The sequence below is a fragment of the Streptomyces sp. NPDC002476 genome (genome assembly GCF_042889785.1).
Lineage (GTDB): Bacteria > Actinomycetota > Actinomycetes > Streptomycetales > Streptomycetaceae > Streptomyces.
The window spans coordinates 1-12,443 of the sequence record NZ_JBIARH010000046.1; the positions used below are offsets into that span (position 1 = coordinate 1).

The window sequence follows — 12,443 nt, forward strand, 5'->3', positions numbered from 1 at the left end:
GGTCACGCTTCCGCAGACGCAGCCAGGCCCGAGCCCGACGCTCCCACTACAAACGCCGAGGCCACACCCTTCAGATGCGGTTGCAGTATTAGGGCATCACGACCAAAGGGGGTGGCTGTGTCCACCCCGGAGCCGTTCCTGTCTTCGCGATGTCCCGCAGCGACAAGAATTGTGGTCAAGATCTGCCGAGTTACGGGTCTGTCCCAACGGGAGTCGGCCGCGAGCAGGTGCGCAGTGGTGGCGGGAACCGCCGTCTCGGCCCGTCGGTGGCGTGTCTGTGAGCGGTCTGGCGCGCTGTGTCCGGGCCCTGTTTTCCACGCCGGACGGCTGCAGGTGCTGGGTGCGGCGGTGGCGGGCGCGGGCGGGGTGCGCCCGGTGGTGGTGCGCGTTGTGCCTGGCTGCGCGTGTAACAGGGGTGTATTAGCGGGTGGTTGGGCGGAACGCCTCGTCGGGCCGGGCGGCTCTGGGTGGGCAGAAAAGCTCGCTCGTACCGACCCGTACCGAGCGGCCGACACCCCCACCGACACCGAGGAAGAAACGATGCGCGTACACAAGCTCACCTTCGCAGCCCTGGCCGTTGCCGCGGGTCTCTCGCTGACGGCCTGCCAGAACGGCGACGACATGGGGCAGACCGCCCCGTCGTCCGCGTCCGGCGCGTCTTCCGCGAGCGGCGGTTCGGGCTCGGGCGGTTCGGATCAGAGCGACGGGAAGGGCCCCGCAGGGAAGGGGTCCGGCGGGCAGGGCACGGCCGCCGGGACCGGTTCCAACGAGAACGGCAAGGTCGGCAAGTGCCGCACCGACGAGCTGGAGATCACGGCGGCGGACAGCACCATCGACGGCGACCCCGACGGCACCGTCGCGGTGGAGCTGAAGAACGGCGGCGGCCGGGACTGCGTGCTCTCCGGGTACGCGGGCGTCGATCTGAAGACCGGCTCGGGGACGCTGTCCGCGAAGCGCACCGGTGAGAAGGCCACCCCGATGACCCTCAAGGACGGGAAGTCGGTGTACTTCGGCATCAACTACCCGATCAACAAGTCGGGCGGCTCCGGCGTCCGCATCACGGGCCTGGTGGTGACCCCGCCGGACGAGACGAAGTCGGTCACTCTCGACTGGCCGGGCGCCGGCACGCTGCCCGTCACGGACGGCTCCGGCTCCGAGGTGAAGGTCGGTCCGATGGGGAGCGCCGGTCAGGGCGGCTGACCCGCACGTCCCAGGGTGCTCAGCCGCACCGCGCCGCTGCCTGAGCACCCGCAACCCGCTGGAGGTGGACACGCGGACCACGGGGCCGTCGAAGCCCTCGTCGCCGCAGGCTCGCACCCCCGCCAGGCCGGCCGTGGCCGGTGACGGAGGATTCGGAGGCCGGGCTGCGGTCGGAGCGGGGAGTGTGCCACGGTGAACGCATGACGTGGAACGGTGACGAGTATCAGGCCCGGTTCGATCGCATCGCCGCGGAGGGCGGGGATGTTCATGGTGAAGCCGCGCTGGTCCGCTCCTTCGAGCCGACCACGGTCCTCGACGCGGGCTGCGGCACTGGCCGGGTGGCCATCGAGTTGGCCCGCTACGGGATCGCCGTGGTCGGCGTGGATGTCGACGCGTCGATGATCGCGACTGCCCGGCGCCTGGCGCCGGAGATCCGCTGGCACCAGCACGACCTGGTCGGCCTCGACCTGGGGCTGTTGTTCGATGTCGTGGTGATGGCGGGCAACGTCCCCCTGTTCACCCCGCCGGGAACGGAACCGGCCCTGGTGGCCGGGGTGGCAGGCCACGTCCGTCCGTCCGGCCGCCTTGTTGCGGGGTTCTCCCTGGACCGCGGTTACACGCTGGACGACTACGACGCTCACTGCCGTGCGGCGGGACTCACCCTTGAAGCCAGATACGCGACCTGGTCCCGAGCCCCTTACACCGACGGGGAGTACGCCGTCTCCGTGCACCGCAGATTCTGACCGTCCGGGGCCGGCGCCGGACGGTCAGGAAAGCGAGTGCCGGAGGGTCTCGGCCAACTCCGCCGGACAGCCGCGCAGCAGGCAGGTGGAACTCGGATCCGTGACGGGCATCGACAGCTCAAGTGCCGTCGGCCGAGGCGGCGGTCGTGCGACCCGTCCCCGGCCCGTGGACAGGAAGGGCAGCCGAGTCCGCCGACCGGACCAGGAGGCTGCGATCGGCGTCAGTTCGCCCGTATGCATGAGGTGTTGAGGTCCGAGCGTTGTGATGTGAGACTTCTCGCGGTCCGCGGACGCGGCGGGCGAGCGGTTGTTGCGGGTGGTGTGTGGGCGAGGCAGCGGCGATCTGCGGCTCGGGGCGGCTTCCCATGCCGTGAGCACCGGCAGGACGGACGGCAGCACACGGTCCGGGCTGTCGCCACCATGCGCAACCACGTCCTCGGCGCATGAGCAAGAAGCACCGTGGCTCGTCGGGACGCCACCACTCTCGCTCACGGAAGGCGTAGGTGTGCGACATCGGACGAAGGAGGTCGGGCTCAGATGAAGCCGGGCAGGATTTCAGCGACCGCGACGGCCGTGGCGGCCACGATCACGCTGGCCATCGGGGCTGCGGCGTCTCCCGCGATGGCCTCGGCCTGGACACGGACGGGGGACTACTACCGTTGGACCGGGTTCAACGCGTTGGAACGCGGGCAGGGCGTGGCGACGGACGGGACGTACTTCTACTACGCCGGACCTGGCGGAATGGTGAAGGCCACCGTCGCGAACGACTCGGAGGTCGCGTCGTCGATGTTCCCCATTCCGTCGGCGATGAGCCGGACGTACGGCAGCGACCACATCGGTGACGTGGAGTACCACGACGGCTACGTGATCGCGCCGATCGAGGACGGCGGCAGTGACTACCGACATCCGCTGTTGGCGCTGTACAACGCGAGTGACCTGAGCTACACGGGGCGCTACGTACAACTGCCGCTCGCACAGATGCCGGGCGGCGTGCCATGGGTCGCGGTGGACGCCGCCGCCGGACTGGTCTACACCGCACCCTGGACCCAGGACGCCGCACAGGGGACGAACAAACTGGTCGCATACAGCTTGAACGATCTGCTGACCCTTCCGGCCGGCTCCACGCTCCCGGTGGTGAATACCGTGACGTTGTCGCAGCCCCTGAGCAGGATCCAGGGTGCCGCGATGTGGCAGGGCGAGCTCTACGCGTCCGTGGACGACTCGGCCAAGTCGGTCTACTCGATCGACGTGGCCTCCGGGCAGGTATCCCACGCGTTCGATCAGGACGTCGAATCCGGGGACGAGGTCGAAGGGATCGCCGCCTGGGACTTCGGTTCGGCAGGTCAGCTGCACATCGTGCACGTGGGTTCGGGCTGGAATTCGATCTTCCTCTACCTCCAGCACTATTCCCGGACCGGCTGACCCGCCGGGGCATCAGGAACCCATGCGTGACCAACCGGTGTGCTGCCGGCCCGTTATGCCCGTGAAGGTCGTCGACCTGCCCACGCTGCAGCGCCCTTTCCGGCGAACGGCGTCGAGGGGGACTCGTTCCGCTCGACGATGCCGCCGGGCAACTGCCACAGGGCGTCGTCCTCGGCCAGGTCTACTTCTCCCAGGCTTCCGCTCGTACGAGATCCGCCGACACACGGCAGCCGTCACCGAACTCGATGTCCTGGCCGTGCGTGGCCTCGGGCTGATCGGCCTGAACGATTCGCTGCTGCGCGAGCTTCGCCTACCACGTGAGCAGAACGGCCGAGGGCTCCGGGTCTGGGGCCGTCTGCGGTGGTGAGGCCGATCCGGCCTGCCTCAGGTGGCATGCCGTCAGACAGGGCGACGCGCCCGGACAGAGATCATGACCAGACTGATGTCCATGAAGGCCGGATCACCGAAGGAGTCGATGCCCGCCTGCCACTCCTCCTGCGAGAGGAGCCCTGCGGATATCAGAGGAGCGCGCATTTGGTTGATCATGAACGTCCAGTGGCGGTCACCCGCGCCCCCCTGCCCGCACTGCATTGTCCGGGCGGAGACGGACAGGTCGGCCAGGCCGTTCCGCAGGGCCAGAGCGGGCAGGGACCTCGACCACCGCAAGTCCGCGCCGTGCCTTCCCCAGAGAGCTCTGACGGCTCGGGTCATGTTGCTGAACTCCGGGTAGGGCGATTCGCGATCATCGATGATCACGGGTTCCTCGGTCACGAGCCATCCACCAGGAGCGAGCCACTGAGCGGCGCGCCGATAGATCTCCTCCCGCCGGCGGAGGTGAACCAGCAGCGCACGTGTGTGGATCAGGTCGAAGGAATGCGGAGCGAAGTCGCACTCGAAGACGTCCCGCTCACTGATCGTGAGGTTGCGGAAGGCCCCCTGGTCGAGGAAGCGGGTGTCCAGGTCGACGGCGGTGGTGCGCCCCTCAGGGCACATCCCAGCGAGCCAGTACGCGATCGACCCGGCGCCTGCCCCCAGCTCCAGACAGCGCCAGTTCGGCTGTACCGTGCAGTCGGAGAGCAGGCTGATGGTCTCGGGATCCAGCGAGTCCTCCAGGCGGCGAAGCCTCTCGAGTTCGCTGTGCACCTGATGACCGATCGAACTCTCATTGTACCCGTACGCGGGGTTTTGCGGCTGATTGCTGGTCATCGTTCACTGTGCTCCTTGCGTGTCGCGGCAGTCGGGTATGGCAATTTGGAAGTCCTGATGTGGTGAGTCTGCGGTAGCAGATGAGGGTGCAGGCGATGCTGATGAAGGCGAGGAAGAAGACCCTCGGCGCAGGCCGGGTCTACCAGCATGTCGATCAACGGGTCGTCCGACACCACTTCCGCGGCCCCCTCGACGACTGGTTGCTCGACGGTCTCGTTCTCGACGATGGCCTCGCTCATCAGACGTCTCATTGATCATCGGATCCGCCGTTGATCAGACACTTCCAGTGACAGTCCCCGCTTGGGTTGTGAGTCGGCGGGCCGGACCGGGGCATCAGCTCCTGAGCGCGGAGAAGACGAGAGCCGGCAAGCTCCTGGCCCGCGGTGCGGCGACGAAGTGGGTGAGTCGTTCAAGAGTCACGCGCCCGGTGCGACTCGTGGCGAAATACGGCGGGCGTGGTGAGAGCGACGGAGAACCGGCGAAGAGGCCACGTGGGGCCGGTGCGAAGGGTGCGCGGAGCACGGTCTTCTCAATCTCTCCCAACATGAAGGCGTTGTGCACGAATCCGGTCCCGCTGCCGACTGCCTGGCGGGTGTGACCGGGGTAGGCGCCCCAGGGGGTGTAACCGAGCAGGAACCCCACCCCTGGCCAGCAGTTGACGCCCAGAGTCCCGTAGCGCAGCGCGGCGACGGCGTCCCGGACGGCGGGGGATGCCGCCTTTTCCGTCCGTGGGTGGACGAGGACTGTGGCGCCCAGCGTCCCGGGCAGGACGTAGTTGGCGAAGTCGATCGCGCGGCGGAGAAACTCGCGCGGACTGTCGCCGGGAAGCTTGACCACACCCAAGGCGCCGGCGAAGACCTCGGCCGTGATGAGCGGATCGTCGTGGTCGTGCAGTTCCGGTACCAGGACGAGGCCTGTGGTACCGAGGATCTCGGCCTCCGGGTGGCGGGCCAGGACTTCGGCCAGCCGGTTCTCGGTGCCGGGGTAGTAGCCGGCGCGCGTGGGAAGCGCACGTGCGAGAAGGCGGATCTCGTCCAGCAGCCGCTGGGATCCGGTCCAGCCGGACGGCACGATGAGAACCTGACTGGCGACGCAGTTGTGGCCCGAGTTGTTCATCTTGCTGGTGACAATGTGCTCGGCCTGGAAACGGAAGTCCGTGTCACTCCAGTCTCCGGGTACGACGATGACGGGGCTGACTCCACCCAGTTCGCTGGTGAAAGGCTTGGTGACCAGGGGAGTGTTTTCGCGGCGCCGCTGCTCGGCCAAACCGTCGGTGCCCCACACAATGGCGTCGTGTGTGCGGTCGCTTCCTGTCACATGAATGGAGTCCGCGCCCGGATGTGTGGTGAGGTACGCGCCCTCCGCCTCGCCTCCGTCGACGAACCGCAGCCAGTCGCGTTTGACGAACTCGCTGAAGATCTGCTCGAGGTGGGGCCGAAGGTAGGCGTTGACCGGGTGTGTCTTCGCCACAGCGACCTGACCATCGGTGTAGAGCTTGTGGAGAACGTCGAGCGCGGTGACGGAGGCGACGTTGCCGCCTCCGAGTACCAGCGCGACGCCGGGTGGGCTCGCACCGCCACGGTATTCCTTTGCCGCACCAGCCCGAACACTCTCGGGCGTGGCGCCCTCCTGCATCCGCACCTCGGCACGGTGCCCGTTGAGCAGGACTCGGTCCCACCCCGTGGCGGGGAAGACGTCGACCGCAATGCGTCCGTCACGGATGCGCACTGCGTGGGACTCCACGGGGTCCCTTCCCTTTGCTATACGACGCAGCACCTCAAGGCGGGAATTGACGCCCTGGAGCAGGGCCCAGGGGCCGCCGGCCCAGTCCTCGGCCGCCCACGGGGAGTCTGGGGCGTAGCCCTTCGCGCGGGCTGCCACTGCGACCATGTCCGAGGCCACACCGAGGATCCTCGGTACGAGCCGTTCGAGCAGGGCGATACGCTCCTCGAGCGGAGTGGCAGCCCATGAACGGGCGTGTCGCCGCAGTGCGTGCACGGCCTCGTCCATGACGACCGTGCCCGGAACAATCCTATCCACGGCAGGCCGCCTCCCGAGCGTACACCCGTTTTCCCACATATCCATTCTCGGCCGGAGTTCGCACGGGGAGCAGCATCATTTCCTCTCCCTGCTCAACGTGTCCAGGAATTTCTGGATCTCTCCGCTCAGTTCTTCCGGGCATTCGAGAGGCAGGAGATGGCCAGCGCGAGGGATCACGGCCAGCCGAGCGGCCGGGAGCTCTTCGGAGAGTAGCCTCATGTATTTACGCGAAGCTATTCTGTCACGCCCCCCGGCTGCTATCAGGACCGGAACCCTCCTCAGGGCGGCGAGATCCGGCAGCGAGAATCTGGAGAGCAGTCCAAGCATGACGCTCAGCGTGTACGGCGGAGTGCTCGAAAGCATGGTCGAGAACTTGTGTCGAGCACCCCGGGAAGCGTCAGCCCCGTAGAGGGGCCACTGCCAAGCACTGATCACCCTTATCGCCTTCATAGCACCGCGTGCCACTAATCGGCCGAAATATCCGCCGCGCTCATTCCTCAGAGCGACGCTGGGCAGAGAGAGAAGAGCCCGTTCCAGGAGGCGTCCTGGATACCCGCTCACCGAGCAGCGGAGATCCAGGCGGGATGCACTGACCAAGACCACGCCGACGATCTCTGACTCCGAACCGAACAGCGTCGGCTCGAGAGCGGCAAGCCTGAGGATGGCGGCACCTCCGGCCGAGTGTCCGACGAGAACTACAGAACCCGGCAGGGGGGAATTCCGGACGACGGCACCGAGATCTCCCGCGAGCCGATCGAGCGTGAGCTCCTCGTTTCCCAATGGGGTTTGCCCGTGTCCACGTTGGTCATAGGCGTACGACTCGTACCAGGCAAGGACGCTGCGCACTTCACCCCAGTATGTTCCGTCAGCGCCGAGTCCATGAACGAAAAGCAGGGAAGGTTTCGCAGTCATGAGCCACTCTCGCTTCCTGACCCGGATTTGCTGGATTCGCCGTATTGTCGGATGTCGAAGTGTGAAAGCTGAATCCGTGACAGCATTTTATGATGCGCTCTCACCGTCCAGGGCCAGACCATCAGATCCCCCTGGGAATCGTGGTACCAGGATGCGCAACCGGACGAGAAGGCTGTGCCGGGCATGCCACTCCGCAGAAGTTTGTTGAATTTATCCGAGGCCTCCTGGGTGGGAGACATCTCCGCAACGACACCGGATTTGAAGAGTTCGATCCAGCGAAGGACGTAATCTGACTGCGTCTCGGCGATGCGCATGACCGACTCGCTTGAGAACGGACTGTTCGGGCCGACGAGCATGAAGAAATTCGGGAAGCCCGGCAGCGCGACCGTCCGATAGGCCTTGGGGCCGTCGGACCAGAAATCTTCAAGTGTTCTTCCGAATTTTCCGACTATTTTCATCGGACGCATGAAGGTATCTGCGCGGAACCCCGTGGCGAAAACGATAACATCTGTTTCTCTTTCTGCACCGTCACGGGTCAAGATCCCCCGTTCCGTGATTCTATCGATCTCCTCACCGATTACTGTGACGTTATCCTTCTGCACGACCTGGTAGAACCCGGAAGCCGCCACCAACCGCTTGCACATTGGATTGTCCGGAGGTGTGAGCAGTCGCCGCAGCTCCTTGGAGCGGACCCGTCTGAGGGACAGCCGGCAGACCCCCGCGATCAGTCTCCGCTGCCACCCCGCTCTGACCACTGCAGCACTTATTGTTCCCTGGAAGACCACCCGCCAGAAGCGATCTGCGAGCCGGCTAAAGCCCGGCACCACGCGATGAATCCTCTTCGTGATCGCGGAGTATCGTTGCGTGGGCTTTGGGAAGACCCACTGCGCGGTGCGCTGGAACAGATAGAGGTGCTCGGTCTCCGCGGCAAGTGCGCAGGTCATCTGCGTTCCTGTCGCCCCCGTGCCGATGATCGCGACGCGCTTCCCTCGTGTGTCCACGTCGCTTTCCCATTGAGCGGAGTGCATCATGACCCCCCGGTAGGCGCTCCTCCCCTCCAACTCGGGCAGGGCCGGCTGGACAAGCAGCCCTGTGGCACATATCAGGAAGTCCCAACGCGACTCCACCCCCCGGGACGTCAGCACCCTCCACTCCCCTGCGGTAAACCGGGCCTCCACCACCTCTTCCCCTAGCCTCAGATGAGGGCCGATTCCGTACATTTCCACCACTCTATTGAGGTATGAGAGGATCTCATCTCCTCGGGCGAAATAGGAATCCCAGTCAGGGTTCGGTGCGAACGAGAAGGAGTAGATCCTGCTCGGGACGTCGCATGAAACACCTGGATAGACGTTTTCTCGCCATACTCCCCCCACGGCCTTTCCTCTGTCGTATACGGCAAAGTCGTCGTTTCCGGACTGCTTGAGCTTGGCCGCGAGGCAGATCCCGGAGACCCCGGCGCCGATGATCGCAATCCGGGCCTTTCGCCGACTTCTCATCACTTTCGCCCTCCGCCGTCGCGCGCTGACGCGGTCAGTGATGCCGACAGCAGCTCCCGAGTCTGCTCCAGCACGGTTCGACGAGTCGCCTGCCGGATTCCGAACCACCGAGCGGCCTCACGAATATGGGGGTGCGGCTCGAACAGCAGCGACAATCCGGCCCGGTTCAGTACCTCGATGTCCGGCCAGGAGTTTCCCAGCGCGTACACGACAGTCCAGTCCACTGTCCTGGGCTGCACCGCCTCCTCCAGTACCGCCCTTTTTCCTCCCGGCAGCGCAGGAGCCAGTTCGATACGGCCGGTGTACTGGCCCTCGGCGCGGACGAGTCGAGTTCCGTGCCCGGCATGGACGCCGAGGTCCCGGGCGACCAGACGCACGATCTCGTCCGGACTCCCGGAGACGAGAAGCGTGCGGTAGCCGGCCAGATGGAGTGTGTCGATCAGTGGCTTCGTATGGGGGTAGATGGATGCCTTCTCGCGCTGCCACACCTCCTCCGCCAGCTCCTGTATCGCCGACTCGGGCAGGCCGGCCAGCGTCTGAGCGTATTTTTCGTAGAGCGCGTACATACTCCTGACGGACTCCTGGGCATCCCGGTAAAGTCGTCCGAGGTCCTTCATAGCCGCGGGGTTTACGAGCTTCGTGGCGCGTTGGGATCCGAGCATGGCCATCCCCAGCGCGGTGGGCGTGAGTGTGCCGTCCATATCCAGTAGCGCGATCTTCATCGGAGTTCCCGTCTCCCGATGCGGCGGTCCCTCGCCATCGAATAGTCACGCCTCGATTCACCGCTGAGCTCGACGAGCCGCCTCAGCTTTTCCGGCGCGAGCGCGTGAAATGCCGCGACGTACGGCACGTAGGCGGGGACGTTCACCACAGGACGTGGTCGAACCAGGGACTCGGCGATACTCCGTGCGACCTGCTCCGGTGTCGCTGCCGGGAAGAGGTCGCTGAGCCGCGACATTCTGCGGGAGGACACGTGACGGAAAAAATTCGTACCAGCCACCGCTCCGGGGCGCACCAGCGTCACGTCGACGGGGGTACAGGCGAGTTCCAGGCGCAGTATCTGGCTGTACGCCTCCGCTGCTGCCTTGGCCGCGGCGTACGCTGCAGCCGGACCGCGGACGTAGACGCTCCCTGCCAGCGATCCCATCGTGATGATCTGCCCGCCTCCGCCGGCAAGCATCAAAGGGATCACCGCGCGGGTCGCGTGGACCATGGCGTCAAAGCTGGTCCGCATGGTGCGTTCGATGTCGTCATCACTCATGTCGGCGTCGTCCACCCAGCGGCTGTACGCCGCATTGTTCACGAGTACGTCAACACGCCCATGGTGGCTGTGCGAGGCGGATATCCACGCCTCCAGGGCGTGCCGGTCGGTTACGTCCACCTGCTCGAAGTGGAGGGATCCGGGCGATGCCGTGGAGCGCACGGCCTCGATGTCACTCCTCGATATGTCACAGACGTGGACAGTCGCGCCATGCTCGGCCAGGAGGCGTGCCACGGCCCAGCCGATGCCTTGGGCACCCCCGGTGACGAGGCAGGCCGCGCCGGTCAGGCGGTCACGCAGGGTTTTGTTCTGCCGGGATGTCATCTCCGCTCCTTCAGTCGAACCTTGGCAACGGGTGGTCAGGTTCCGGGCAGCCACCGTCCTCTCGGCCTGACGGTGGTTGTGGCTCGACCCGGTCATCGATCGAAGACGGGGCCGGTACGGGACGTCGGCTCCGCGAAGGGATTTGGCATGCCCTTGGTGATCCTTCTGACCTGAATGATAGTTGTCAAGTCAAATAAGATGTTTATTCTGCTATGGGTCATGTAGTACTGGTTGTACCTTTCGGGTGGGGTCGTTGATCCAGACCTGGCCGACTGTCTCGGGTGGTTTCGGCCGTCGGACACAGCGTTCCGGGTGGCGCTCGTAAGCCTCGGCGAGGGCGACGGCCTGCTGGTCCGTCACCTCGTGGGCGGTGCCGATGTGGACCGAGGCGGGGGTGTGCAGGCCAATCCCGGAGTGCCGCTGCTCGTGGTTGCAGTAGCTGATGAGCGCGGCCATCCACTGCCCGGCGCGGGCCGGGGAGTCGAAGCGTTCCGGGTGGTCGGCGGCGTACTTCGTGGTGCGGAACTGGCTCTCGCCGAACGGGTTGTCGTTGCTCACCCTGGGGCGGGAACGGCTCCTGGTGGCACCGAGGCCGGTCAGCAGCTGGAGACCTTCTTGCTGGTCATGAGGGTGCCGCGGTCCGCATGGACGGTGTGGGGCACGATGCCGTCGCGTTCGACGGTCTCGCGGATCAACTCCTCGGCCTGCTCTGCGGTTTCGGCGCGTTCGACCGTGTGACCGACGATGTAGCGGCTGAAGATGTCGATGACCACGTAGGCGTGGAACCAGATGCTCTTGGCCGGACCGGGCAGCCGGGTGATGTCCCAGGTGAACACCTGAGAGGGCCCGTGCGCGACCAGTTCGAGGATCGTTCCGGGCGGGTGGGTGGCCTGTCGGCGGTGTTCGCCGTTCCGCCCGGCGGCGGACAGGATCCGGTACATCGTCCGCTGCGAACACCAGCAGTTTCCCGTATCCAGCTCACGTGCCCAGACCTGGGCGGGTGGCAGGTCGGCGTACTCCGGCCGGTTCAGCAGCGCCAGAACCCACGCCCGCTCGGCCGGTGTCAGGGCCGAGCGGGCGTGGGTCTCGGGGACGCGGGGGCTTCGGTTTCGGGCCGAGGTGGCGGTAGTGGGTGGCGCGTGAGCGTCCGGTCAGCCGGCAGGCCGCTGTGGTGCCCAACTGCCCCTGGACACCGGCGAACGCTTCGTCGAGCGCTTGATCAACCGACTGAAGGACTGGCGAGGCATCGCCACACGCTTCGACAAGATGCCCGAGAGCTACCTCGCCGGCCTCGAACTCCGCGCTTCGATGAGCCGGCTCGAAGACCTCTTACGAGCAGTCGATTGATCACGACATCACACAGAGCCTAGTGCCGGGAGCGGCACTAGTGAATGCCTGCGCAGGTGCTGGGGCGGCCGACCTCGCACAGGTAGATTCGGACGTCGGCGACATTGGCGTCGGTCCCCGAAGAACCAATCTTGTGGTAGCGCCCGTCGTTGGTCCAGGAGCTGCCGTTCCACTTGGTGTACTTCGCGTAGAGGCTCACGGCGTAACTGTTGGTGGAGCACAGGTCCCTGAGGGCGAAATCCCAGTCGGTCTTGTAGGCCTGCTTGCCGTTGTACACGCTGGTGGCGTACCAGTGGTATGTGCCGCTGGCAGAGCCGCAGCCGTCAGCGAGACGGGCGCTGTAACTGCCGCCGGACGCCTGTGCGGAGCCGGCGAGGGACAGGACGAGGCCAGCGCCCGCGGCAGCGACGGCGATCGTACGGGAAAGTCTGGATGCCACGACAAACTCCTTGTCGATCGAGGTACGGGAACGCGACGAGTGGTCTCGGCGCG

Annotated in this window: 14 protein-coding genes; 4 read left to right on the top strand and 10 right to left on the bottom strand. The window is 65.9% G+C overall.

The window, feature by feature from the left end:
* Positions 1–540 precede the first annotated feature (540 nt).
* The 3 genes from ACFYXM_RS32265 (at position 541) to ACFYXM_RS32275 (ending at position 3,365) form a co-directional block, all read left to right on the top strand.
* Positions 541–1,200, top strand: coding sequence for a DUF4232 domain-containing protein (locus tag ACFYXM_RS32265; protein ID WP_389294751.1), 660 nt, complete (start codon positions 541–543; stop codon positions 1,198–1,200).
* A gap of 200 nt (positions 1,201–1,400) precedes the next feature.
* Positions 1,401–1,943: a class I SAM-dependent DNA methyltransferase gene (locus ACFYXM_RS32270; protein ID WP_389294753.1), complete on the top strand. Its 543-nt coding sequence runs from the start codon at positions 1,401–1,403 to the stop codon at positions 1,941–1,943.
* Between the two features lie 537 nt (positions 1,944–2,480).
* Positions 2,481–3,365 carry a hypothetical protein gene (locus ACFYXM_RS32275; protein ID WP_389294755.1) on the top strand — a complete coding sequence of 295 codons (885 nt, stop codon included), beginning with the start codon at positions 2,481–2,483 and terminating at the stop codon, positions 3,363–3,365.
* Positions 3,366–3,764: 399 nt separating this feature from the next.
* Here the strand turns inward: ACFYXM_RS32275 and ACFYXM_RS32280 are convergent, their stop codons facing one another.
* The 9 genes from ACFYXM_RS32280 to ACFYXM_RS32320 form a co-directional block, all read right to left on the bottom strand.
* A complete protein-coding gene (locus tag ACFYXM_RS32280; protein ID WP_389294757.1) occupies positions 3,765–4,571 on the bottom strand; it encodes a class I SAM-dependent methyltransferase in 807 nt (268 codons plus the stop codon).
* Positions 4,568–4,810: a hypothetical protein gene (locus ACFYXM_RS32285; RefSeq protein ID WP_389294759.1), complete on the bottom strand. Its 243-nt coding sequence runs from the start codon at positions 4,808–4,810 to the stop codon at positions 4,568–4,570. The genes ACFYXM_RS32280 and ACFYXM_RS32285 overlap by 4 nt, the downstream gene beginning before the upstream one ends.
* A gap of 94 nt (positions 4,811–4,904) precedes the next feature.
* Positions 4,905–6,611: an aldehyde dehydrogenase family protein gene (locus tag ACFYXM_RS32290; protein WP_389294761.1), complete on the bottom strand. Its 1,707-nt coding sequence runs from the start codon at positions 6,609–6,611 to the stop codon at positions 4,905–4,907.
* Positions 6,612–6,686: 75 nt separating this feature from the next.
* Entirely contained in the window at positions 6,687–7,523 is an 837-nt protein-coding gene (locus tag ACFYXM_RS32295) for an alpha/beta fold hydrolase (RefSeq protein ID WP_389294763.1), read from the bottom strand.
* On the bottom strand, positions 7,520–9,019 hold the full coding sequence (locus ACFYXM_RS32300) for a flavin-containing monooxygenase (RefSeq protein WP_389294765.1): 1,500 nt from the start codon (positions 9,017–9,019) through the stop codon (positions 7,520–7,522). The genes ACFYXM_RS32295 and ACFYXM_RS32300 overlap by 4 nt, the downstream gene beginning before the upstream one ends.
* Entirely contained in the window at positions 9,019–9,741 is a 723-nt protein-coding gene (locus ACFYXM_RS32305) for an HAD family hydrolase (protein ID WP_389294767.1), read from the bottom strand. The genes ACFYXM_RS32300 and ACFYXM_RS32305 overlap by 1 nt, the downstream gene beginning before the upstream one ends.
* On the bottom strand, positions 9,738–10,604 hold the full coding sequence (locus ACFYXM_RS32310; protein WP_389294769.1) for an SDR family NAD(P)-dependent oxidoreductase: 867 nt from the start codon (positions 10,602–10,604) through the stop codon (positions 9,738–9,740). The genes ACFYXM_RS32305 and ACFYXM_RS32310 overlap by 4 nt, the downstream gene beginning before the upstream one ends.
* 210 nt (positions 10,605–10,814) lie before the next feature.
* Entirely contained in the window at positions 10,815–11,207 is a 393-nt protein-coding gene (locus ACFYXM_RS32315; RefSeq protein ID WP_389294825.1) for an integrase core domain-containing protein, read from the bottom strand.
* The gene (locus tag ACFYXM_RS32320; RefSeq protein ID WP_389294770.1) at positions 11,201–11,545 is read right to left on the bottom strand and encodes a DDE-type integrase/transposase/recombinase; all 345 of its coding nucleotides are present in this window, start codon (positions 11,543–11,545) and stop codon (positions 11,201–11,203) included. The genes ACFYXM_RS32315 and ACFYXM_RS32320 overlap by 7 nt, the downstream gene beginning before the upstream one ends.
* Before the next feature lie 274 nt (positions 11,546–11,819).
* On the opposite strand from ACFYXM_RS32320, the gene ACFYXM_RS32325 reads away from it, so the two are divergent.
* On the top strand, positions 11,820–11,951 hold the full coding sequence (locus ACFYXM_RS32325) for a hypothetical protein (RefSeq protein ID WP_389294772.1): 132 nt from the start codon (positions 11,820–11,822) through the stop codon (positions 11,949–11,951).
* 37 nt (positions 11,952–11,988) lie between these two features.
* Here ACFYXM_RS32325 and ACFYXM_RS32330 read toward each other — a convergent pair whose 3' ends face one another.
* On the bottom strand, positions 11,989–12,390 hold the full coding sequence (locus ACFYXM_RS32330; protein WP_389294773.1) for a hypothetical protein: 402 nt from the start codon (positions 12,388–12,390) through the stop codon (positions 11,989–11,991).
* Positions 12,391–12,443 lie beyond the last annotated feature (53 nt).